This window comes from Pseudarthrobacter cremeus, assembly GCF_051857465.1.
Classification (GTDB): Bacteria; Actinomycetota; Actinomycetes; order Actinomycetales; family Micrococcaceae; genus Arthrobacter.
Window position 1 is genome coordinate 107,014 of the sequence record NZ_JBPZHC010000005.1, and the last position, 22,206, is coordinate 129,219.

At 66.3% G+C, this 22,206-nt stretch carries 21 protein-coding genes and 1 pseudogene; 12 read left to right on the forward strand and 10 right to left on the reverse strand.

Translation table 11 applies throughout. The features are described from left to right. Window positions 1–5: 5 nt before the first annotated feature. On the reverse strand, window positions 6–1,103 hold the full coding sequence (gene hisC / locus ACS5PJ_RS10780) for a histidinol-phosphate transaminase (RefSeq protein ID WP_439434882.1): 1,098 nt from the start codon (window positions 1,101–1,103) through the stop codon (window positions 6–8). Window positions 1,104–1,196: 93 nt separating this feature from the next. Between hisC and ACS5PJ_RS10785 the strand changes: the two genes are divergently transcribed. From ACS5PJ_RS10785 to ACS5PJ_RS10805, 5 genes and pseudogenes are all read left to right on the forward strand, one after another. After that, a complete protein-coding gene (locus tag ACS5PJ_RS10785; protein ID WP_439434883.1) occupies window positions 1,197–1,700 on the forward strand; it encodes an Lrp/AsnC family transcriptional regulator in 504 nt (167 codons plus the stop codon). Window positions 1,701–1,820: 120 nt separating this feature from the next. After that, window positions 1,821–3,491: a thiamine pyrophosphate-binding protein gene (locus ACS5PJ_RS10790; RefSeq protein ID WP_439434884.1), complete on the forward strand. Its 1,671-nt coding sequence runs from the start codon at window positions 1,821–1,823 to the stop codon at window positions 3,489–3,491. A gap of 133 nt (window positions 3,492–3,624) precedes the next feature. Further along, a complete protein-coding gene (locus ACS5PJ_RS10795) occupies window positions 3,625–3,873 on the forward strand; it encodes a type II toxin-antitoxin system Phd/YefM family antitoxin (protein WP_439434885.1) in 249 nt (82 codons plus the stop codon). Next, window positions 3,870–4,139 (forward strand): Txe/YoeB family addiction module toxin, encoded by a 270-nt coding sequence (locus ACS5PJ_RS10800; RefSeq protein WP_439434886.1) that lies wholly within the window; start codon window positions 3,870–3,872, stop codon window positions 4,137–4,139. The genes ACS5PJ_RS10795 and ACS5PJ_RS10800 overlap by 4 nt, the downstream gene beginning before the upstream one ends. Window positions 4,140–4,240: 101 nt before the next feature. Continuing rightward, window positions 4,241–4,489: pseudogene (locus tag ACS5PJ_RS10805) on the forward strand (thiamine pyrophosphate-dependent enzyme); the annotation flags it as partial. 298 nt (window positions 4,490–4,787) lie between these two features. On the opposite strand, the gene ACS5PJ_RS10810 reads toward ACS5PJ_RS10805, so the two are convergent. From ACS5PJ_RS10810 to ACS5PJ_RS10830, 5 genes are all read right to left on the reverse strand, one after another. Continuing rightward, window positions 4,788–5,315, reverse strand: a complete 528-nt coding sequence (locus tag ACS5PJ_RS10810; protein WP_439434887.1) for a hypothetical protein — start codon at window positions 5,313–5,315, stop codon at window positions 4,788–4,790. Between the two features lie 517 nt (window positions 5,316–5,832). Beyond that, window positions 5,833–7,347 carry an MFS transporter gene (locus ACS5PJ_RS10815; protein WP_439434888.1) on the reverse strand — a complete coding sequence of 505 codons (1,515 nt, stop codon included), beginning with the start codon at window positions 7,345–7,347 and terminating at the stop codon, window positions 5,833–5,835. Window positions 7,348–7,514: 167 nt separating this feature from the next. Beyond that, on the reverse strand, window positions 7,515–8,057 hold the full coding sequence (locus ACS5PJ_RS10820) for a hypothetical protein (protein WP_439434889.1): 543 nt from the start codon (window positions 8,055–8,057) through the stop codon (window positions 7,515–7,517). 10 nt (window positions 8,058–8,067) lie between these two features. After that, entirely contained in the window at window positions 8,068–8,832 is a 765-nt protein-coding gene (locus ACS5PJ_RS10825) for a hypothetical protein (RefSeq protein ID WP_439434890.1), read from the reverse strand. 45 nt (window positions 8,833–8,877) lie between these two features. Then, window positions 8,878–9,096: a hypothetical protein gene (locus ACS5PJ_RS10830; RefSeq protein WP_439434891.1), complete on the reverse strand. Its 219-nt coding sequence runs from the start codon at window positions 9,094–9,096 to the stop codon at window positions 8,878–8,880. Window positions 9,097–9,325: 229 nt separating this feature from the next. On the opposite strand from ACS5PJ_RS10830, the gene ACS5PJ_RS10835 reads away from it, so the two are divergent. Together ACS5PJ_RS10835 and ACS5PJ_RS10840 are read left to right on the forward strand one after the other, a co-directional pair. After that, window positions 9,326–10,078, forward strand: a complete 753-nt coding sequence (locus ACS5PJ_RS10835) for a response regulator transcription factor (RefSeq protein WP_439434892.1) — start codon at window positions 9,326–9,328, stop codon at window positions 10,076–10,078. Window positions 10,079–10,282: 204 nt separating this feature from the next. After that, complete coding sequence (locus ACS5PJ_RS10840) at window positions 10,283–11,452, forward strand: sensor histidine kinase (RefSeq protein WP_439434893.1); 1,170 nt, start codon at window positions 10,283–10,285, stop codon at window positions 11,450–11,452. 56 nt (window positions 11,453–11,508) lie between these two features. Here the strand turns inward: ACS5PJ_RS10840 and ACS5PJ_RS10845 are convergent, their stop codons facing one another. Next, entirely contained in the window at window positions 11,509–11,940 is a 432-nt protein-coding gene (locus tag ACS5PJ_RS10845) for an ester cyclase (protein WP_439434894.1), read from the reverse strand. A 132-nt stretch (window positions 11,941–12,072) separates the two neighbouring features. After that, window positions 12,073–13,308: an endonuclease/exonuclease/phosphatase family protein gene (locus ACS5PJ_RS10850; protein ID WP_439434895.1), complete on the reverse strand. Its 1,236-nt coding sequence runs from the start codon at window positions 13,306–13,308 to the stop codon at window positions 12,073–12,075. A gap of 178 nt (window positions 13,309–13,486) precedes the next feature. Here ACS5PJ_RS10850 and ACS5PJ_RS10855 point away from each other — a divergent pair, with 178 nt between their 5' ends. The 4 genes from ACS5PJ_RS10855 to ACS5PJ_RS10870 all read left to right on the forward strand — a co-directional run bounded on the left by ACS5PJ_RS10855 (window position 13,487) and on the right by ACS5PJ_RS10870 (window position 17,382). Next, window positions 13,487–14,437 (forward strand): lipid kinase, encoded by a 951-nt coding sequence (locus ACS5PJ_RS10855; protein ID WP_439434896.1) that lies wholly within the window; start codon window positions 13,487–13,489, stop codon window positions 14,435–14,437. Window positions 14,438–14,531: 94 nt separating this feature from the next. Next, entirely contained in the window at window positions 14,532–15,287 is a 756-nt protein-coding gene (locus ACS5PJ_RS10860; protein ID WP_439434897.1) for a hypothetical protein, read from the forward strand. Window positions 15,288–15,342: 55 nt separating this feature from the next. Next, a complete protein-coding gene (locus tag ACS5PJ_RS10865) occupies window positions 15,343–16,905 on the forward strand; it encodes an HD domain-containing phosphohydrolase (RefSeq protein ID WP_439434898.1) in 1,563 nt (520 codons plus the stop codon). Between the two features lie 78 nt (window positions 16,906–16,983). After that, window positions 16,984–17,382: a nuclear transport factor 2 family protein gene (locus ACS5PJ_RS10870; RefSeq protein ID WP_439434899.1), complete on the forward strand. Its 399-nt coding sequence runs from the start codon at window positions 16,984–16,986 to the stop codon at window positions 17,380–17,382. A 14-nt stretch (window positions 17,383–17,396) separates the two neighbouring features. Here the strand turns inward: ACS5PJ_RS10870 and ACS5PJ_RS10875 are convergent, their stop codons facing one another. Next, the gene (locus ACS5PJ_RS10875; RefSeq protein ID WP_439434900.1) at window positions 17,397–18,470 is read right to left on the reverse strand and encodes a methyltransferase; all 1,074 of its coding nucleotides are present in this window, start codon (window positions 18,468–18,470) and stop codon (window positions 17,397–17,399) included. A 231-nt stretch (window positions 18,471–18,701) separates the two neighbouring features. Here ACS5PJ_RS10875 and ACS5PJ_RS10880 point away from each other — a divergent pair, with 231 nt between their 5' ends. Then, the gene (locus ACS5PJ_RS10880) at window positions 18,702–19,586 is read left to right on the forward strand and encodes an SAM-dependent methyltransferase (protein ID WP_439434901.1); all 885 of its coding nucleotides are present in this window, start codon (window positions 18,702–18,704) and stop codon (window positions 19,584–19,586) included. A 78-nt stretch (window positions 19,587–19,664) separates the two neighbouring features. Here ACS5PJ_RS10880 and ppsA read toward each other — a convergent pair whose 3' ends face one another. After that, window positions 19,665–22,082, reverse strand: a complete 2,418-nt coding sequence (gene ppsA, locus ACS5PJ_RS10885) for a phosphoenolpyruvate synthase (RefSeq protein ID WP_439434902.1) — start codon at window positions 22,080–22,082, stop codon at window positions 19,665–19,667. Window positions 22,083–22,206 lie beyond the last annotated feature (124 nt).

Sequence of the window (22,206 nt, forward strand, 5' to 3'; positions counted from 1 at the left end):
GGTTGTCAGGCTGCGTGGGCTTCGAAAACCTGGAGCACGCGGTCGTTGGAGGCGGGGCTGGCCACGGTGATCCGCACGCCGTCGCCCTGGTACGCCCGGACCATGATGCCCGCGTGGTCAAACGCGTCCACCAGGCTCGCCATGAGGTGCTCGTCGGCACGGATCCACAGGAAGTTGCCCTGGCTCGCCTGCAGTGTCCAGCCCTGGGCTTCCAGCTGCGCGGCCATCCGGGCGCGCTCCTGCTTGACGGCGCCAACCCGGGCTTCCATCTCACCGCCGGCGTCCAGCGACGCGATGGCCGCTTTCTGGGCCAGCGCGCTCACGGCGAAAGGCAGAGCGGTCCGGCGCAGTCCCTCGGCGATGGCCGGCGCTGCCACGGCGTAGCCCACGCGAAGGCCGGCGAGCCCGTAGGCCTTCGAGAAAGTGCGCAGGATGCAGACATTCGGGTACTCGCGGTAGAGGGCCAGGGAATCGGGGCCGCTGCCCGCCTCGGCGTATTCCACGTAGGCCTCGTCGATCACCACGAGGATGTCGGAGCGGACGGACTGCAGGAACGCCTCGATGCGTTCGTGGCTGATCGGCACGCCGGTGGGGTTGTTGGGGGTGCACAGCAGGATGACCTTCGTGCGGTCGGTGACGGCTGCGGCCATGGCGTCGAGGTCGTGGCCCTCAGCCGCATCAAGCGGGATGCGGACCGGCCGGGCGCCTGCCAGTTCCACCAGGATGGGGTAGGCCTCGAAGGAGCGCCACGCGAAGATCACGTCATCCCCGGCGTCGCACAGCCCGGTGATGATCTGCTGGAGGACGCCCACGCTGCCGGGCCCCACCGCGATCTCCCCGGCGGTGACGCCGAGGTGGGTGGCGAGCCGTTCGCGGAGTTCGACGGCGGCCGTGTCCGGGTAGCGGTTCATGGCACCGGCCGCTGTGGTCACCGCAGCGATGGCCGCGGGCAGGGGCTCGTAGTGGCTTTCGTTGCTGGCGAGGGCTGCGATGTCCACGCCGGCGCTGCGCCGGCCCGGGACGTAGGACGGAAGGCCGGTCACTGCGTCACGAAGGGTGGGGTGCGCCGTTTCCGGTGTTGTCCGGAACTGAGTGATGGTCATGAACACCGATCATGGTTGTGACCCGGCGCACATTGCAACATACACTCAACCCATTGGGACTTCTGCTCAACTTCTACTGCATGTGGTGAAAATATGACCATCGCGAACCCCCGCACCCTCGATTCCCTCGACGGCCGGATCATCCTTGCCCTGGACAAGGATCCCGAGGCCAGCGCCCTGGCGCTCTCCCGGACGCTCGGCGTCGCGCGGAACACGGTCCATGCCCGGCTGGCACGGCTCGAGCGCAGCGGCGCCCTCCGCTCCTTCAGCCGCAGGCTGGACCCCGCGGCGCTCGGCTATGACCTGATGGCCTTCCTCTCACTGTCCATCAGCCAGACGCGGACGGGTTCGGTGGATGACGGGCTCGCCGCGATTCCGGAGGTCATCGAGGTGCACGCTACCACCGGGGACGCGGACCTCATGGCCAAGGTGGTGGCGCGCGGCACGGCCGACCTCTACCGCATCACCAACCAGATCCTGGAAATCGAGGGGATCCAGCGGACCAGCACGGCCATTTCCGTGCTGGAACTCATGCCGCCGCGCTACGACGGCCTGCTGAACCGGCTGTCGGAACAGGAATCCCGCCCCTCCACCTAAAGTCGAGTGATGCGGGCCACAAGTGGGCAGATTTTCAGTTCCGCTAGCTCCGTCCTGCCAAATATCCCAACCCGATTCGACTCTCTTGCCGATCTGTGAACCAGCGCACAAGATTCCTGCATGACTACTCTCACCGTCTCCGGCCGCGTGGCGCAGGTTCTCAGCAGCTACCTCACGGATGTCTTCGGCGTCATGGGCAACGGCAACGTCTACTTCCTGGACGCCGCTGAGAAGCTGGGCCTCCGATTCTCCCCCGTCCGGCACGAGGGCGCCGCCATCGCCGCGGCCGACGCCTACTACCGGACGTCAGGACGCCTCGCGGCGGGCACCACCACCTACGGCCCCGGCTACACCAATGCCCTCACCGCCCTCGCCGAGGCGGTCCAGGCGCAGGTCCCCGTCGTGCTGGTCACCGGGGACGCCCCGAGCACCGGCACCCGGCCCCAGGACGTGGACCAGGCGGCCATCGCCGCGGGCCTCGGCGCGGCCACCTTCACCGTCACCCGCGACGCCGCGGGCTCCATCACCCGGCAGGCGGTGGAATACGCCCTCACCCGGCGCACCGCCGTCGTAATTGCCATCCCCTACGACCTCGCGGCACTCGAAGCTGCGGACGAGGAACTTCCGGCGCCGCACGCACCAAAGGTGACGGACGACGTCGACGGCGGCCTCGCGCAGGTAGCCCGACTGCTCGCGGGGGCGAAGCGGCCGCTGATCCTCGCCGGCCGCGGTGCGCACCTCGCCGGAGCCGGCCCGGAACTCCGGGAACTCGCCGACCACCTCGGCGCACTGACCGCCGGAACAGCCCTGGCGCTCAACCTCCTCAAAGGCGAGGGGTACTTGGGCGTCGCCGGCGGCTTCGGCACGGACACCGCGGCCGGGCTCATGGGCGAGGCCGATGTGGTCCTGGTGGCCGGGGCAAGCCTGAGCCCGTTCACCATGCGGTTCGGGCACCTGCTCGGCCCGGACAGCACCGTCATCCAGATCGATGCCGCCCTGCAGCCGACGCACCCCCGGGTGGACACGTTCGTCAGCGCGGACGTGAAGTCCGCTGCGAGGCACCTGCTTCAGCTGCTGGATGCCGAGGCTCCGGACGCCGGCCGCGCAGCAGCGTGGCGCGCGGAAGCCCGCAAGCGCCTGGCCGAGGGACCGGGCCACGAGGCCGGCTCCGTAGAGACTGCGGACGGCCGGCTGGACCCGCGTTCCCTCGCCAAGGCACTGGATGCGGTGCTGCCGGAGCGCCGCACGGTGGTCCAGGACGGCGGACACTTCGTCGGCTGGGCACCCATGTACTGGCACATCCCCAGGCCCCAGGACCTGGTCATGGTGGGGACCGCCTTCCAGTCCATCGGCCTGGGCCTTGCCAGCGCCGTCGGGGCAGCCCGCGCCGTGGAGGACGGCCGCACCCTGGTGCTGGCCTCCGGCGACGGCGGTTTCCTGATGGGCCTGTCCGACCTCGAATCGCTCATCGGGGCGGCCAGCAGCGCCATCGTGGTGATCTACAACGACGCCGCTTACGGAGCCGAAATCCACCAGTACGGCTCCCAAGGCCTGACCGAAAAGCCCATGCTGATCCCGGAGGTGGACTTCAGCGGTGTGGCGCGCGCGCTCGGTGCCGAGTCGGCGATCATCCGCTCACTGGCGGACCTCTCCGCGCTCACGGACTGGATCGACGCCGGCGCAAAGGGAACCTTCGTGGCCGACTGCCGCATCACGTCGAGCGTCCGTGCCCCGTGGCTGAGCGAGTGGATGGAGGCCTCGCGGGCAGCGAAGGCTGCGGTGGCGGGGTAGCGAACCGCCAGCGGCCGGTAGGCCTGCGATTCACCGGAGCCCTGGGGGCCTGCCGGGCAATGACCGCAGGCCAAACAACCAGCGTGACCACAGGTCCGACTGGTACCATATCCAGTACAGCAAGGAGGGAAACATGGCAATCACCACAAGCGAGGCACGGCGTGATCTCTTCGGCCTGATCGAGCGCGTCAACCTCGATCACACCGAAGTCGAGATCACGTCCAAGCGCGGATCCGCAGTCCTCATGTCCAAGGAAGAGTACGACGCCCTGGTGGAGACCACCCACCTGCTGCGGTCGCCTAAAAACGCCCAGCGATTGCTGTCATCCCTTGCTGCCGTGCGGAATGGTCAAGTAACCGAGCACGAGCTTACCGATCCGTGACTGAAGGCCGCAGGCTGGCATGGACCGCCGAAGGGTGGGAGGACTACCTCTACTGGCAGACCCAGGACCGCAAGACACTCAAACGGATCAACACCCTCATCGAAGACACGCTGCGCGATGATCCCTTCGAGGGCATCGGAAAGCCGGAGGCCCTGAAACACGCGCTGGCCGGAGCATGGTCCAGGCGCACCGACCAGGAACACAGACTCGTCTACATGGCGGATGACCAGTACGTGACCATCCTGCAGGCCCGCTACCATTACTAACGGCTGGTTTACGAAGCGCCAGCCCGCAAGGAAATCCAGCTTTGCCTCAGTTCACCTTCGTTCGCCCAGGCGAAGCGGCCCCTGATCCTCGCCGGCCGCCTGCCAGGCTGCCGGAGCGCCGCACGGTGGTCCGGGACGGCGGGCACTTCGTCGCCTGGGCACCCATGTACTTGCACATCCCCAGGCCCCAGGACCTGGTCATGGTGGGGACCGCTTTCCAGTCCATCGGCCTGGGCCTTGCCAGCGCCGGCGGGGCAGCCTGCGCCGTGGAGGACGGCCGCACCCTGGTGCTGGCCTCCGGCGACGGCGGTTTCCTGATGGGTCAACGGCCTGTATGGCTAATCGTCGGGGTGGGCCGATTCAGTCCCTTATCCGGCCTTAGGCGGGCTGTGTCAGGGCGGTAACAGTTGCGGATCCTCACGGCGGCGGTCATATACACGCCACGAAGATGATGATCAACCAAATCGATCCAAAGTACGAAAAAATGAAAGTTAAGGGTGCCCAGTTCCGAGACGTGGGACTCTTATGGCGGGACACCAAAAGCATCGGCCCAGTCCGGCACTCAGCTGGGACCGACACGTGGACTCCCCCCGAAGGTTGGCGAAAGTCCACGTGTCAGAAGCCAACGGGCCTTACGCGGTTTGCGAACTACGAAAAGGTTACGTTCCCTTCATCATCGACCTCGACCCACCGGGTGTCGCCCTTGATCTTCACACCGAGGGCGCGCTCCAGCTTGGGAAGCCAGTTCACGGCGGTCTGATTGATATATCGCTTGCCGTCTATCACTTCCACGGCACGGATGCTGCCGGGCCGTGAACTCCAACCGTTCACGGCACGACCGTTCCTGTATCCAGCCTTAAGGGCGAATCGGCGGATTTCTTCGGCGCCAGCGCCCTCGCCCGTCTCGGCGTAGTACCGACCAATGCTGCCAATGTAGACCAGTGAGCACATGTCCTGGAACTTCTGGTCCGCTTCCCTGTCGGGTGTGGCCTTCATCGGGAGCGGGTCGGTCAACGGATCGAACAAGATTGGCTCCGCTGTGGCAGGTGCCCATGTAACGTCCTCGGGCCGGGTCACTGGGTTGAAGTGCTCTTCCTCGTTGCGAAGCGTAGTCAGAAAGGCCTCGGCAGCAGCGGCAAGTGCTCGACTGAGGGAATCGGCGTTGTACTCGGTCATAATAGTCTGTCCTTCATAGTTCCAGTAGATGTTCTATTACTTTCTAGCTCTATGTAGAACAGCGTAGCTCATGTTCTAGCACAAAACAATACTGAATACGGACCGCGTAGGACTGCGTAGCACATGCGTCTACCTACTTGTGTTTGGCGCCGAAGGAGCGCTCAACGGAGCTTGCAGCGGGGTCTGTCCCAGACTGCTATACCGAGAACTGGTCGCCGCGGAGAGCGCAGACGAAGTTGACGAAGTTGACGGAGTTGACGACGAATAGGTCCGCAGGCATCTGGCTCTTCCCACGCGCTTCGGACGCGCTGGGCCGAATTTAGATCCTCAGGGGTGCCGTCCATGAGTCTCGGTTGTCCGCAGGACGTCGTTGTCGGCGCTGGCAGAAATGCCAGGAAAGTTCCCCTTGCGGGCTGCGCCACGGGACAAAACTGCGCCGCAACACCTGTCACAGGGATAGCATCCCGGTATGGCGACTGCGACACTCCCCCAAGTGCCGCCGTCGTACGTTTTTGCCTCACATCACCGTTGGCTTCCCGGGCCGCCCCTTGTGCTCCGCCCGCGCGATCTCGAAGCTGCTCTCGAACGGCAGCGAGTCCAGGTCCAGCAGCGGGTTTGTATCCTGCGTTTCAACCAGCTTGCGGGCGGCTTCCTCCGATTCCACGCTGGGCATGGACCCGGGCAGGTGCCGCCGGGCTGATTCGGGCAGGAACCAGATGGCCACGGCGGCAACCGCGGCCACCGCCATGAGGTAGTACGCAATCGCCATGTCGTCGCCGGTGAGTTCAATGAGGGACGCAATGATGAACGGGGCCGTCCCGCCGAAGATGGCCACCGCCAGGTTGTAGGCGATCCCCATGGCGGAATAGCGGTGCTCGGTGGGGAACAGCGCCGGCAGCGCCGAGGCGAGGTTCGGCACCGAGAACGCCACCGGGAAGGCGATCAGTGCGAGTCCCAGCAATGTCATTGGTACGCTGCCCGCCGCGATGGCCAGGAACGCCGGAACCGCGAGCACCACGGTGCTGGCGGCACCGATCCACAGCACGGGACGGCGGCCGATCCGGTCCGAGAGCAGCCCCGTGAACGGGATGCACAGCGCCATGGCCACCAGAACCGGGATGGTCAGCAGCGTCCCCTCCACCTCGTTGTACCCCTTGTTGCTGGTCAGGTACGTGGGCATGTAGGACGTGAGGGCGTAGGCCACCGTGTTGGCGGCCGCCGCCAGGATCATGGCCAGCAGGATCGGCCGCCAGTGCGCCTTCAGGATCCCCACCGGCCCCACCGGGCGGAGATCCTCACCGGTCTCCGGTTGCTTGGCCGCCACTGCTTCGGCTTCCAGCGTGGCCTTGAAGGCGGCCGATTCCTCGATCTTCATCCGGAAGTACACGGCAACGGCGCCCAGCGGGCCGGCCAACAGGAACGGGATCCGCCAGCCCCACGCCTCCATCTGCTCCTGGCCCAGGGTCAGCTGAAGGACGGACACCACGGCCGCGCCCGCCGCAAATCCGAGGTAGCTGCCCATGTCCAGGAAGCTGACGTAGAACCCCCGGCGGCGGTCCGGCGAATGCTCGCACACGAACGTGGTGGCACCCGAGTATTCGCCGCCGGTCGAAAAACCCTGCACCAGCTTGAGGACCACCAGCAGCACCGCCGCCCAGATGCCCAGCACCGCGTACCCCGGAAGCAGGCCGACGGCGAACGTCGCGGCAGCCATGAGCATCAGCGTCATGGCCAGCACCTTCTGCCGGCCGATCTTGTCGCCCAGCCAGCCGAAGAAGACACCGCCAAGGGGCCGGGCGATGAACGTGGCACCGAACGTTCCCAGCAGGAAAAGGTTCTGCACGGACCGGTCCGCTTCGGGCAGGAAGACCGGCCCCATGGTGGTGATGAGGTAGCCGAACACACCGACGTCGTACCATTCCATCGTGTTACCGACGATGGTCCCGCCCAGCGCCTTCCGCAGCGTGCGCTGGTTCACGACATTGATGTCGGATACCCGCAGCCGCCGCAGCTGCCGTTGATGCTCTGTCATGGCCCGCTCACCGCCGCCTCAGTCCTTGGCTGGGCACTCGCCGTCGTTCTTCCGGCCCGCCTGACCGGCAGGAGCCCAACACTCCGATCATCCTGCCGCTGCCGCACGGTGGCAACAGTGGAATCAGGAGTGGCCACCGGAGCCACGCCCACCCGCGTCCGCAACGGTCAGAAACGCGCATCCAGTAGGCGGATCTGTTCGCGCAGCTTGCCCTCCACGGCCTCAATGTTCGTCAGCCGGACCGCTGAGACTGCAAACACCGCAACCCCCAATATTGCGGTGGCCACGGTGCAGCAGAGGAAAAAGAGGGACCCAGTGGGATCACGGAGGATCCCGTAGCCATCGATGATGATGGCCAGCGCTGTCCCGGCCGGCAGGACTCGGATGGCAAGCGAGTACACCCTCTTCAGTTGCGCGAGTTCATCGCGCCAGTCACTGAACAGACTGGCCAGTGGCAGGACTCCCAAGCGGACCGCATACTTCACATGCTCTCGGTGATCCTCCGGCAGGATGGACGGCAGCGCCCGGGCAGGTGACGGTTTTATAACCAGAAGGGTTCCCGCAGCGAGTAGGCCCACGGCCGAGGACACGTGATCCATGGAGGTGGTGCCTGGATCAAGATCCAGGCACAGCACCATGCAGCAAGGCAGAAGATCGACGAAACATGCTGCAGGAAGCCACGGCAGCCCGCTGCTGGCTCCCTTGGACATGTCACTGGTCCTAGCTGGTGACGGGGTTGGCCGGGCTGAGTGCGGTGGCCCGCACCCTTGGATGGTTGCGGGCGAAGCCCCAGCGCAGGCTGATCACAGCCATCCACAGCACCACGAGCAGGAAGGGCCAGACGAAGAAATCCTCGTTGGCGGGAAGGCCGGTTGCGGCAAGCACGGCAATGCTCGTCGCACCGATCGCCATGCCGGCCAAACTCAGCACCCGTCCGAGCGCGCCGGTCACCAGAGCCGCGGCGGAAGCGAACAGCGCAAATACGCCCAAGGGCAGAAGTTGTACCAGGTGCCCCGCTCCATCAACGTCCATCAGGGCCCTGGCCAGCTCTGGTGACATGTCTTCCCGGAGGACGAACACGGCAATCACCATCGTGAGGGAGACGAGATACGCCATGATCGCCGCGATCCCTCCCACGAGCGCAGTGGCCGCAAGCCAGCCGGCGTTCCGCAGCCGCGTGTACAAGTAGCCAACGAACATTATTAATGCCAGCTGAGCCAGGATCAACATGGCAAACGCCACGCGAGCCCACGGGTTCTCGGCGATTCTCTGTTGCTCATCCAGTATCAGCTGCCCGGGCGATTCCCCACGGGTAGAACCCTCACCCACCAGCGCGCTTCCGATGTTAGCCAGCAGCACGTAGGCTGCTCCGCTGAAGGCTCCGACCCGGTCCACGGCGGTCATGGCCCGTCGCGGCCCCGGCTGCACCGAGCCTCCGTGGCCCGCGGATTGGATTTCATTTGCTGGGTCTGGACGGTTTTTCATGATGGTTCCTTTCTTTTGGCGTGGATGGGCCGGACCTATGCCGGCTCACCTGTCGATGATGAAACGGAACTTCCAAAGTTCCGGTGAACCCTTCAGCGGTATGGCCGCAGCATTCTGCTGACCTGGGGCGTCCCGCCAGTCCATTGACGGTGGAGGTGCTGTGCTTTCCCGTGCGCTCACGGAGGAAGCCGTCCCCATGAGGCCAAGGCTGAAGATGATGGTGATGATCAGCCATACTGTTCGCTGTTTGGATTTCCGGGCCATCGGGGGCTCCTTGGTTTTTCTCGTCCATGACCTGCTTTTTCATGGAGTTGATAGCCATCAGTGTTGATCACAGCACGTATGTGGCGCGTCGGCCCCCGGTAGCCATTCCGATGTACACCGTTAGGGGGTTCTGCGCGCTCACCAGCTACATCCCACGGCGTAGCGACGCCCGGTCCCCGGACTCTTTTTGGCCGTGGCTTTTCAGCTCCGGGATGGATATTGTCCACTCATGGATGGCACACGAAGCGGTGAGCCAGCAGCTGCAGGCGAGCCGCCCGCACCGGCCGGTGAAGCCGACGGCCGCCTGCGTGTGGTCCTGGTCGATGACGAGGCCCTGATCCGGGCAGGCCTGGCGCTGCTGCTGGAGTCAGAGCCCGACATGGTGGTCGTCGGGGAGGCCGGCGACGGCCGCGCCGGCGTTGAAGTGGTCGCGGGGCTGCAGCCCGACGTCGTGGTGATGGATATCCGGATGCCAGTCATGGACGGCATCGCGGCCACCCGCATCCTCACCTCCGAAGAGTTCAATGCCAGCCGCAGGGAAGCGATACCGGTCCTCATCCTGACTACCTTCAATGAAGATGAAGCTGTCCACGCCGCCCTGCGTGCCGGCGCCTCCGGCTTCATCCTCAAGAACTCGGCGCCACGCATCCTGGCATCCGCCATCCGCGCCCTTGCCGACGGAGCCGGCTGGCTTGACCCGAACGTCACCCGCAAGCTCCTCGAGGAATTTTCCAACAGACCCGAACCTTTTCTCCCCACCCCTGCTGAGTTGGATGAGCTGACACGCCGTGAACGGGAGGTGCTCGCCGCAATTGCCCGCGGAATGAGTAACGCCGAGGTCGCCGCAACCCTTTTTCTCAGTGAGGCGACCGTGAAAACGCACGTGCACCGGATCCTCATGAAGCTCGGGGTGGCGGACCGGGCGCAGGCTGTGGCGGCGGCCTACCGTCTGGGACTGGTCAAGCCGGACGGGCGTGGCTGAGCAATCCAGCCTGCGACGCCATCACCGACTACCGCAATAGTCCACCCGGGGATGTATGCCATCACTCAAACGAAGGATGGATGACGGTAGCCGTGCCCGGGCGCAAACTAGGGACAGAGGCACAGCCGTGACTGGTAACCCGTTGTGAGGTGCGCAGTGGTCCACAAATATTCAATGATCAAGCTGGCACACTCTGGGCATGGGGTGAAAAGGTCACACGGCTTCACCAGGGCAGATTTCACCGTCGTCCTGCTGGCATTTGCCCTTGAGCTCGTCAGCTTTTTTCCGGCTACGTCCGGCTCGCTCTCGGGAGGCCTGGCCGTGGCGGCTCTTGCTTACGTGGCGGCGGGGTTTGTTCCGCTGCTGTGGAGGCACCGCGCCCCCATGATGGTTTTCGCCGGACTCTTGCTGCATCAGGCGGTCTTCGTAGTCTTCCTCACTCCGAACTACTTCACCTTCTCGGAGGTTTACCGCGTCCCTTACATGCCAATAACGGCTGTCCTGGTGGCGCTGGCGGCAGTGGCATCCGATCAGTCGCTGCGGCAGTCCCTGACAGCCTGCATCACCGCAATCGCCCTTCCTGTCCTGGTTACTGCACCCGGCAGGCCCCTTGATGAGGATCTGTGGTTCATCGGGACCGGCGCCGTGTGGCTGAGCGGGGCATGGGCATTCGGCCGCTTTGTGGCACGTAACCGCCTACGCATCAGCTCGCTGGAAGAGGAACGGCGCAAGGCTGAAGCGGCCGTGGCGCAGGAACGCGCCCACATCGCCGCGGAACTGCACGACATCGTCTCCCACGCAGTCACCGTGATGACGCTGCACGCCGCTGGTGGACGCAAAGTGATGGATTCCGATCCCCAGCGTGCCGCCCAGGCCCTGGACGTCATCGAGTCCGTTGGCACTGAGGCTGCGCAGGAACTGGCCCGCCTTCTGGGACTGCTGAAGCCTCACGGTGGAACGGCGGACGAAGGACAGCAAAGCCCGCTGCCGACTCTGAGCGACATTCATGGGCTGATCGAACCTGTCCGTTCAGCGGGAGTGGAGGTGGACCTGAGGGCATCCGGGCAGGCTGGAAAGCTGGACCCCAGCGTAGGCCACGCCGCGTACCGCGTTGTGCAGGAGTCCCTGACGAACATCTCCAAGCACGCCGGATCCGGAACGAACGCGCTCATCGATCTTCGGTGGGAACCCCGTACGCTGACCCTCAACATTTCCGACGACGGCGCCGGCAGGCCCGAGAACCATCTTGACGGTACGTCAGGCTATGGTCTCCTGGGCCTCAAGGAGAGGGTGGAAGTCGCCGGGGGCAGCATCGAATGGGGGCCCAGGAACCGCGGGTTCTTCCTGAGCGCCCGGCTCCCTTCGTCGCCCTAGTGCGCCGCGCCTGGCGCACCGGTGAGCGGGCCGCCGTCGTAATTTACGAGGCCGCGTCACATCCCGGGCATCAGCCCCAGCTGTCCCATCAGCGAGGCGACGTCCGGATGGGCGCGGAACGAGGCGATCTTCCCGTCGGTGATGGACGCGAAATAGGTCCCTGTTCCCACCACGGATTTGCCCGTGGCCGGAACTTCCTGGTCCCCCATCCTCAGCGGCCCCGTGTTGGTGCCGGTGAACTCCACTTCCGCAGCCACCTCATCATCACTGACCACCCGTCGCGTGGCCTTGATGCGCATATCCGGGAAGGCCATGAACCAGGTGTCCATGTAGGCCTGGACCTGTTCCCGGGTGCGGAACGGTTCGGGGGCCATCACATCGGTAAAGGTGAAATCATCGGCCAGCAGGTCGGCGAAAGCCGCCGTATCATGCTGGTCCCAGGCCGCCATTCCGCGGTCGTCAAGCTGCTCCACTTCGGCGCGTGACATCACACATCTCCTCCTTGAAATGTCCTGATGCGCATCATGGTAGACCCAAGGAACCAGTAGTCAATGGTTCGCCGCTAGCTGGGGAAGAAGGCCCGCACCCCACCTCTGAACTGGCCCGAACGCGGGGGTTGGTCAGCCGCGTACCTGCATGTCCACCCACACGAGACGGTGGTCGCTGCTGGGAAACGGATAGACGCCCGTCAGCCGGGAGAGAGGGTCAGCCTGGGTCGGCCAGAACACCCCGGAACCGAGCACCGTGGTCCCGCGGGAGGGCAGCACGTAGTCAGCCCGCAGGTTTCCCGGCGCGGTGTCGCCGAAGTCTGCGGTGTCGTAGCGCGGGTCACCTTCATGGATGGCGTTGGCTCCGCCCTGCAGGGCAGCCGCTTCCACGGCACCATCAGAGGCCGGCAACGGGTCGATGATCTGCTTGGAGTCCAGCAGCTGGTTGACCGCGGCATCCACGGAGTCGCCGTCGAGCGGGTCCGCATTCTGGTCACCGAGGATAACGAACCGTTCGCTCGGCAGGAGCCCGCGCTTCTTGCCCTCATCGTCCACGATGTACGCCGATTTCGCCGGGGTGACGTAGTCGGCCCAGAACCGGATCTCGTCGTGGTTGCGGCGGCCATTCCGGTCCTCGGGGCCGTCAAAGGTCGGCGGCGTCGGGTGCGAGGCGAGCACGTGCAGCGTTTCGCCGCCCACCTTCACCGGGACATCCCAGTGCGACTTGCTGGAGAGGCGCACCACCTCGAGCTCCTCCGGGGAAAACCAGTCGGCCGGCTCGGGCGTGGCCGGGTTATCCGGCAAAAGCGCCCCTGGCATGTCTTTCCACAGGAAGTTCTGGAACGTCCTCACGTTCTCTGTGTCGATGGGGTACTTCGACAGGATGGCCATGCCGTATTGACCCTCGAATGCACCGAAGCCGAAGGCATCGTCGCCGCCGGCGACGATGCCGTTGTTGTTGAGGTCGAATCCGCTGGGGATCCCGGTATTCGACGGCGCCACGTAGGCGTAGGGGTAGTCAACGGGCTCAGCCCCGCCCTGCCCGATCGCCAGGTAGTTCTCGCGGAACAGGTCAGCGGCACGCATGTTCGGCACGTAATCGAACTCATTGAGCAGGATGACATCGGGGTTGGCGCGCTGGATGACCTCGGCAACGGTCCGCGCCTGCTGGTCCTCCGGCGTGCTCAGATCGGCCTCGAGTTCGCCCGCGGTTGCCCGGTTGAGCGACAGGTTGTAGGTGGCGACCCTCAGGTCAACCGCGTGGTCCTTTTGGGGCTCGGCAAGTGCCGGGGTCCCGCCGAAACCAACGGCGAGGCTGCCGAGAACGGCAGCGGTGGCAGCAGCGGTGAACGGGCGTCTCGTGGACATGGGACTCCTTGGCGGCGAAAATATGGCGGGTCTGACGACGGTGCGTTCAACCTATGCCGCCAAGGTGACCAACAGACATACCTCAGGCGAACGAAGATGGCACGGAGCAGAATCAACCGAGCCGATCTTGGGCCGGCGCCATAGGAAACCCACAGGTCCGCCGCCTAACATGGCCCACATGAAGGCTGCCCGGGACGCACGCTCTGCCGCCGTTGTGATCAACGCCGGATCACGCCGAGGGGCGGCGCACCAGCTTGCGGTGGACACGATGCGAAAGGCAGGCGTGCCCATTTCCGCCGTGCACCACGTGGTGTCGGGCGCAGGCCTGGCCGGGACGCTTGACCGGGTGGTGGCGGACGGGCACGACCTGGTGGTTGTGGGCGGCGGTGACGGGACGGTGTCCTACGCGGCCGGCCGGGTTGCCGGCACCGGCGTCGTTCTCGGGGTTCTTCCGCTGGGCACCGCCAATGACTTCGCCCGCACGCTGGAGATACCGAACAATCTTGCCGGGGCATGCGCCACCGTCGCGGAAGGGAAGGTGGTGGACATCGACCTCGGCCGGGCCAACGGCGAGCCGTTCCTCAACGTCGCGTCTGTGGGCCTGTCGGTGGCGGTGACCGAGGCCCTGAGCCCCCGCTTGAAGCGGTACATCGGGCCGCTGGCGTACAGCATCGCCACGGTTCGGGCCTATGCCCGGCACACGCCGTTCCGGGCCCGCCTCGAGTTCCCGGACGGGGACCACGAGCCGCTGGAGCTCGAGGACCTGCTGCAGGTGGCCGTCGGCAACGGCCGGCACTACGGCGGCGGCAACACGGTCTCCCCCACGGCAGGGATCGATGACCACACCCTTGACATCTACGCCATCCTGGCCGGCCCGCTCCGGGAGCACGTGAGCATCGCACGGCTGCTCAAGGACGGAAGCTTCATCGAACACGACAGGGTCTACCACCTGACCAGCCGACGCGTCCGGCTGGTCAGCGAGCCGCCGCTGCCGGTGAACCTCGACGGCGAGATCGCCACCACAACGCCGGCCGACTTCACCATCCAGCGCAACGCCGTCCACGTCGTGGTGCCCCAGAGCAGCACCAGCGCGTTGTTCGACGGACCGGGCGCCGCGGGCCGGCAGTAAGGTTGACGGCCCGCCGGGACAAAATGGGGCAGTTGCCCCATGCCCCTGCTGCGGCCCGGTCATAGGCTCGGGTCATCGAGAAAAGGAGGCGGCCATGACCATCTACCAGCCGCAGTCATCAGCAGAGGCAACACCGAAACTTGCCGAACTTCCCGAAGACGCTGCCGAGCATTTCGCCGGCTACGCCGTCCTGGGCCTGCCTTTTACCAGCGGCCACTACCTGGCCTTCCGGGATTTCCCGGTGAGCTCCGTTGGCCCCGGCTACCGCTCCGTCTGGCACCGGACGCCCGGCGGCGAGTGGACCATCTACGCCAACGCCGCGCCCGAGTTCAGCTGCGCCCGCTACTTCGGGACAGCCGTCCACCATACGGTGGAGACCGACGTCGACATCCAGTGGAGCGGGCCGTTCACCGCGGTGATCACGGTCCCCGGCGTTGTTGACTGGCGCCTGGAGCTGGGCACGTCCGCGGCCACGACGATGCTGACCGCCATGGCCGTGCGGATGCCGGAAAGCCTGTGGCGGAACGAGCTGGTGCTCCGGGCCATGGGAGCATTCGCCGGTCCGCTGCTCGGTGCCGGCAGGATGAAGGTCTCCGGTGTGGTGCCCAACGGCCAGACGTTCCAGGCCCAGCCGCGGCAGTTGTGGCTCGTGACGGATTCCCAGGCCACCATCCGCGGTGAGGACGCCGGGGTTCCGGGTGCACTGCCTGTGCAGGACCACCTGGCGGACTTCTGGCTTCCGCAACGTGGACTGTTCGGAGCGCAGGTGGGCGTCAGGTTCCCGTCCACGGCCCATCCCGCCGGACCGGCTCTTGTCCAGGCACGGACCGGGAAGAACCAGACGGCATAACGGCCGCCCGCGCGGTCCCTACTGCCTTGGCTGGCGGCTTCCTAGAATGGCAGGTGTGAAGCAGTCATCGGCTGACCCCCGCCGCAGCGAAGTCATGGCCGCACTGTCGCTCGCCATTGACCTGGGACTGGGGCAGCCGATGGAGCACATGCTGCGTGCGTCCCTGCTGGCGTTACGGATCGCCGGGGCAGCGGGCGTTGACGCCGCCGGCCAGGGCAGGATCTACTACGCCAACCAGCTGGCCTGGATCGGCTGCCACGCGGATTCCTTTGAACTCGCCGCGCTGTTCACGGACGATATCGCCTTCCGCGCCGACTACTACAACCGCGACCAGCACGGCCTGCCCATGTACGCCGGCATGTTCAGCCACGCCGGCGCCGGCCTCCCGCCGCTGGCCCGTGTTGCCCAGTGGACGCGTTTCGCGGCGACGGGCAGCGGTGCGGTGCGGACCATGATTGCCTCGCACTGTGTCTCCGCCGGGGTGCTGGCGAGCAGTGTAGGGCTCGACGACGGCGTGGCAGGACTGCTGACCCACACCTTCGAGCGGTGGGACGGCAAGGGCCTGCCGGAGGGTGTGGCGGGGCCGGAAATTCCGCTGGAGATGCGGATCATGCACCTCGCGGACACGGCCGAGGTCTTCCTGCGAAGGGAAGGCGTGGCCAGTGCGGTGGCCATGGTGCAGGCGCGCCGCGGCAGCCAGTTCGATCCGGCACTGGCCGGGCTGTTCATCGACCAGGCCGAGGCACTCACCGAAGGGCTTCTCGACGTCGACTGCTGGCAGGCGGCCCTTGACCTGGCTCCAACTGACGCTCCCCTGACAGGCGGCCAGCTGGATGCGGTGCTGCGCGCGATCGGCGACTTCGCAGACCTGAAGTCTCCCTACACGGCAGGACACTCCCGCGCAGTCGCGGCCCTTGCAGCCGCTGCGGGCGAGGAGCATGGGCTGCCGGCTGACGACGTCACGGAGCTCCGCCGCGCAGGCTGGGTTCACGACCTGGGCCGGCTGGGCGTATCCAACCAGGTGTGGGATAAGAAGGAGCCCCTCTCCGGGCTGGACCTGGAACGCATCCGAATGCATCCGTACCTGGGAGAGCGGATCCTCAGCCGCGTTTCCGGACTGAAGGGTGAGGCGGCCCTCACCGGCTCACACCACGAGCGGCTCGACGGATCCGGCTATCCGCGAGGGATCGGCGGAACGGAGCTGGGGATAAAGCAGCGGATCCTGGCGGCTGCGGACTCCTACCATGCCTCCCTGGAGCCGCGCCCGCACCGGCCCGTGCTCACGCCGGCTGATGCGGCTGCCAGGCTCCGGCGGGAAGTTTCGGCCGGGAGGCTCGCCGCGGAAGCTGTGGAGGCCGTGCTCGTGGCGGCCGGCCAACAGCCCCGCCGTCCGCATGCCGCCGCGGCGGGACTCACCCCGCGGGAAGTGGAAATCCTTGGCATGCTGTGCCGCGGAATGACTCCGGCCGAGATCGCCGCCAGCCTGTTTCTTGCCCGGAAGACCGTCCGCAACCACGTGGAGCACATCTACACCAAGATCGGTGCAACCAACCGGGTGGGTGCCACGTTGTTCGCGATCAGGAACGGCCTGACCGAGTACGGGATCGCACCCAAGTAGCGGTCCCGTGGGGCAGCGCAGCGGCGGCCAGCCCCCGCCGCTCTTACGCCGTCAGCGGCGCTGAATCATACTGGTGGCATGAGCGATGGTACCGATTTCCTGGCCTGGGTCAGGACAGAGCTGCACGATGCGGAACTGGCTATCCACAACGGTAATGCGGCCCCGCGCAGGGCACTCTGGTCCCGCAATGAACCCGTAAGTGTCCTTGGCGCATGGCGTAATGCCTTCGGACAGCAGGAACTGGACGCCTTGTTCACCGGCCTTGCCAAACAATTCTCAGACTGCGTCTCGTTCAGGTTCGAGTTGCTCGCTTACGACGTCCGGGGTGACATGGCATACACGGCAGGGCTGGAACATACCTCAGCTTCAGTCGACGGCCAACCTCGCAGCTACGTGCTCCGGGTGACGCAAATATACCGGCGCGAGGACGGTGCATGGAAGGTGGCACACCGGCACGGCGACACAGTAAACGGCTGACGCGACAGACAGGCCTAGCGGGGAACAAGCCGCCACAATGACGTGACCTCGGCCGTGCGCGCCTCGAACAGAGGATCGTCGCGGTCCGATGCCTTCGGATGCGTTGGCTTGGTGTCCAGCCGATCCACCACTGTCAGCCCGGCCGCCTCGATGGCGACCAGCAGGTCCTCACGCGACCGCAGGCCAAGGTGCTCGGCCAGGTCGGAGAGGACCAGCCAGCCCTCACCGCCGGGCTCCAGGTGGCCGGAGAGTTCGTTCAGGAAGCGGAACAGCATCCTGCTCCCGGGGTCGTAGACGGCGTTGTCCAGGCTGGAATGCGGCGTGGCCGGAATCCAGGGCGGATTGCACACGATCAGCGGCGCCCGTCCGGGCGGGAACATGTCCGTCAGAACGGCCTCGGCGCGGTCCTGGACACCGAGGTTCCGGAAATTCTCAGCGGCGCAGGCGATGGCACGCGGTTCATTGTCAGTGGCCACCACGCGGCGGACGCCACGTCTGGCCAGGACGGCAGCGAGCACCCCGGTGCCGGTTCCGACGTCGAACGCCAGCGTGTCAGAGGGCAGCGCAGCGGCCGCCACGAGATCCACATACTCGCTCCGGGTGGGGAAGAACGTGCCGTAATGCGGGTGGATGCGGCCCTGGAGGGCATCGACGTAGACGCCGTTCCGCCGCCACTCGTGGGCGCCGATGGCCCCGACAAGCTCGTGCAGGGACACCACGGAGGGTTCGCCGATCTCACCGTATGCTTCGGCGGCGGCCTCCTGGATATCCGGTGCGCGGCGCAGCGGCACCACCGGGCCCGGATCAAGCGGAATCAGCAGCAGGCCGAGAATACGTGCACGATGCGAGCGGGACTGACGGTGCCGGTAGAACTGATCGGCCGGAGTTCCTGCGGTCTTCTTTCCGGCGCCGACCCGGCGGTCCAGGGCGTTGAGGATCTGCCGCGCGTTGTGGAAGTCTCCGTGCCAGAGCATCGCGATCCCCTGTGATGCCATCCGGTTCGCATCATCGGCCGTGAGGGAGTCGGAGACCACTTCGACGCGTATGGGCGCCGGCCTGCCGTTCGCCGAACGCCAGCGCGCGGTCATGCTCTCACCGGCCTCCACCCAGGTCACGACGGCGGGCCCATCCGCCGCAGCTGCGCCCAGGGGTTTGGGGTCCGGCGTCGGGAGTGCCGCGGGAGCTGGTGATTCGCTGCTGATAGAGGTTCCGTTCCAAGATATTGGGGGCTCGGATACGGGCCGCTGGAGCCCTTGAACCTACAGTGTCAGGATACAGGGGACCTTCCGATGGCAGGGACCGGCGTATAACGTGATGGCGTGATCGTCCCCAATATTTCCCAGAACGCCGTGGCCGTCGCGGATCACTACGACGAGCTCGATCCGATCTACCGCCGGGTGTGGGGCGAGCATGTCCATCACGGGCTATGGGCAACGGGTAACGAGACGCCCGCCGAGGCCGTCGAAGCGCTGGTCGACACGGCCGGCGATCGGCTTCGCCTGATACCCGGCGACGCGTGCGTCGACATCGGCTGCGGCTATGGCTCCACCGCAAGGCGGCTCGCGGTGACACGCGGGGTCCGTGTTACCGGCGTCACCCTTTCCGCTGAGCAGGCCCGCTACGCCGCAGCGCACCCGGTACCCGGCGTGGACATCCATCTCCGCGACTGGCTCGTCAACGGGCTGCCCGGCGCCTCGGCCAATGCCGCCTGGGCGATCGAGTCGAGTGAGCACATGGTGAACAAACCCCGGTTCTTCGCCGAGGCGCACCGCGTGCTCGCGCCCGGCGGCCGCTTCGTCGTCTGCGCGTGGCTCGCCGAGACAGATGCCAGCGGCTGGAAGGTCCGCCACCTGCTCGAGCCGATCTGCCGCGAAGGGCGGCTGCCCTCGATGGGCACCCGCGAGGAGTATGAGGCGATGGCAATTGCGGCGGGCTTTGCGATCGACGGCTATGAGGATGTCAGCCGCCGCGTCGCGCGTACCTGGACGGTCTGCGCCCGCCTGCTGATGAAGGCCTTGCTCGCCGATCGCGGGACCCGCCGCCTCGCCCTTGGCGCACGCAACCGCATCTTCGTTCTGAGCATCCCCCGCCTCATCCTGGCCTACCGCACCGGTGCGATGCGCTACGGGATATTCACGCTGTCCAAGGCAGCGGAGAACAAGTCGCCGGGCCAACCCGGCACCTCTGCCGGGCGTACGCCTTAAAGAGGCGTGCCGCCGTCGGGATTCCCGACGGCGGCACGCGGCTCAGGGGGTCAAAGGCGCCTGTTTGGGTTAGTACACCTAGTGCGCCCCCGCCACAGCCGCGGCCTCGCCTTCAGCCTCAGCCGCAACACCCGCAAGCCGCAGCCAGGTGTCCACCACGGTGTCCGGGTTCAGGGAGACGGAGTCGATGCCCTGCTCCACCAGCCACTCGGCGAGGTCGGGGTGGTCGCTGGGACCCTGGCCGCAGATGCCCACGTACTTGCCGCGTGCCTTGCAGGCCGTGATGGCCATGCTGAGGAGCTTCTTGACGGCGGGATCACGCTCGTCGAACCCGGCGGACACAATCGCCGAGTCCCGGTCCAGGCCGAGCGCCAGCTGGGTCATGTCGTTGGAGCCGATGGAGAAGCCGTCAAAGTGGTCCAGGAACTCGTCGGCCAGCAGCGCGTTGGACGGCAGCTCGCACATCATGACCACTTCCAGGCCGTTCTCGCCGCGGCGCAGCCCGTTCTCGGCGAGGAGGTCAATGACGCCGCGGGCCTCGTCCAGGGTCCGCACGAACGGGATCATCAGCTTGACGTTGGTCAGGCCCATCTCGTTGCGGACGAAGGACAGGGCCTCGCACTCGAGGTCGAAGCAGTCGCGGAAGGACGGCTCCAGGTAGCGTGATGCGCCGCGGAAGCCCAGCATCGGGTTCTCCTCGTGCGGCTCGTACGCCGGGCCGCCCAGGAGGTTGGCGTACTCGTTGGACTTGAAGTCGGACATGCGCACAATCACCGGGTGCGGAGCGAACGCCGCGGCGATGGTGGACACCCCTTCGGCCAGGCGCTTGATGTAGTAGTCCCGCGGGCTGGCGTAGGCGGCGATCCGCTCCCGGATCTGCGCCTGGACGTCCGCCGGTTCGGTGTCCAGGTTCAGCAGCGCCTTGGGGTGGATGCCGATCTGCCGGTTGATGATGAACTCGAGCCGGGCCAGCCCCACACCGTGGTTGGGCAGCTGGGCGAAGGTGAACGCCTGCTCCGGGGTGCCCACGTTCATCATCACCTTCACGGGCGCGTCGGGCATCTTGGTGATCCCGGTTTCCTCCACGGTGAAGTCCAGGAGGCCCGCGTAGATGGTGCCGGTCTCGCCGTCGGCGCAGGAGACGGTGACCTCAACGCCGTCGGACAGTGAGTCCGTGGCGGAGCCGGTACCGACGACGGCGGGGATCCCCAGTTCGCGGGCGATGATGGCCGCGTGGCAGGTCCGTCCGCCGCGGTTGGTGACGATCGCAGAGGCGCGCTTCATGATCGGTTCCCAGTCCGGGTCGGTCATGTCGGCCACCAGGACATCGCCGGTCTGGAACGCGGCCATCTGGTCGATGGCGGTGAGGATCCGGACTTTGCCGGCGCCGATGCGCTGGCCGATCGCGCGGCCCTCGGCCAGGACCGGGCCGGTCTCGTTGAGGCGGAAGCGGGTCTGGCTGCCGGGCGCGCGGCGGGACTGCACGGTCTCCGGGCGTGCCTGCAGGATGTACAGGCCGCCGTCGATCCCGTCCTTGCCCCATTCGATGTCCATGGGACGGCCGTAGTGGTTCTCGATGGCCACGGCGTGCCGGGCGAGCTGCTCCACGTCCTCGTCGCTGAGGCTGAAGCGGTTCCGCAGGGACGCCTCCACCGGGACGAAATCGATGGTGCGGCCGATCTCCTGGTTGTCCGTGTAGGTCATCTGCAGGGCTTTCTCCCCCAGTCCGCGCTTGAGGATGGCGGGGCGGCCGGCCTGCAGCGCCGGCTTGTAGACGTAGAACTCGTCCGGGTTCACGGCGCCCTGGACCACGGCCTCGCCGAGGCCGTAGGAGGAGGTGACGAACACGGCGTCCTGGAAGCCCGATTCGGTGTCCATGGTGAACATCACGCCGGAGGCCCCGACGTCGGAGCGCACCATCCGCTGGATGCCGGCGGACAGTGCCACGTCGGCGTGCTCGAACTTGTGGTGCACCCGGTAGGCAATGGCGCGGTCGTTGTAGAGCGACGCGAACACATCCTTGATGGCGGCCAGGATGTTCTCGATCCCGCGGACGTTCAGGAAGGTTTCCTGCTGCCCGGCGAAGGAGGCGTCCGGGAGGTCTTCCGCCGTCGCGCTGGAGCGCACGGCCCAGGAGAGGTCATCGGTGCCACCGTGCTTTTCCACCAGTTCCCGGTAGGCGTTCCGGAGCTGCGCTTCGAAGTCCGGCAGGAAGGGCGTCTCGCGGATCAGGGTCCGGATCTCCTGGCCGGCAGCGGCCAGGGCGGTCACGTCGTCGGTGTCCAGGCCCACCAGCCTGTCCACGATCCGCTGGTCCAGGCCCGAATCGGCCAGGAAGCTGCGGTAGGCATCCGCGGTGGTGGCGAACCCGTCCGGCACCTGGACGCCGGCGGAGGTCAGGTTCTGCACCATCTCGCCGAGCGAGGCGTTCTTGCCGCCCACGCGGTCCAGGTCCTTGAGTCCGAGTTCCGAGAACCACAGGATGTCTGTTGCCATAGTTGCTGCTCCTTTGCAGAGGGTGTGTGCAGGGGCCCTGCTCACGGCGGTGGCCGCGTGAGGGCACAAATCCCCTCTACATTGGCAGGCCGGGGAGAGGCACGCCACATGATGTGCACCACAC